A 326-nucleotide genomic window follows, 5' to 3' on the forward strand; every position below is an offset into this window, starting at 1 on the left:
GAGCTTGAAAGAGCCGTTGCCTACGCTTTCCACGCCCATGACGGACAAACCCGTAAAAGCGGCGAACCCTACATCACTCATCCCCTTGCCGTTGCCACGCAGCTTGCGATTTGGCACATGGATGTTCAAGGCCTCTGCGCGGGCGTTATGCATGATGTATTGGAAGATACGGGCGTAACCAAAGTCGAAATGGCGGCAGAATTCGGCGATACCATTGCCGAAATGGTAGACGGCCTCTCCAAACTGGAAAAACTCAAATTTGAAGATCATGCCGAGCATCAGGCGGAAAGTTTCCGCAAGCTTATCCTCGCCATGACTAAAGACGT

At 52.1% G+C, this 326-nt stretch carries 1 protein-coding gene; it reads left to right on the forward strand.

What is annotated here, in order from left to right:
- A partial coding sequence (locus tag ACTHSP_RS23250) for an HD domain-containing protein (RefSeq protein ID WP_440347147.1) occupies positions 1–326 on the forward strand: 326 nt, incomplete at both ends.

This window comes from Neisseria sp. P0001.S005 (genome assembly GCF_051963715.1).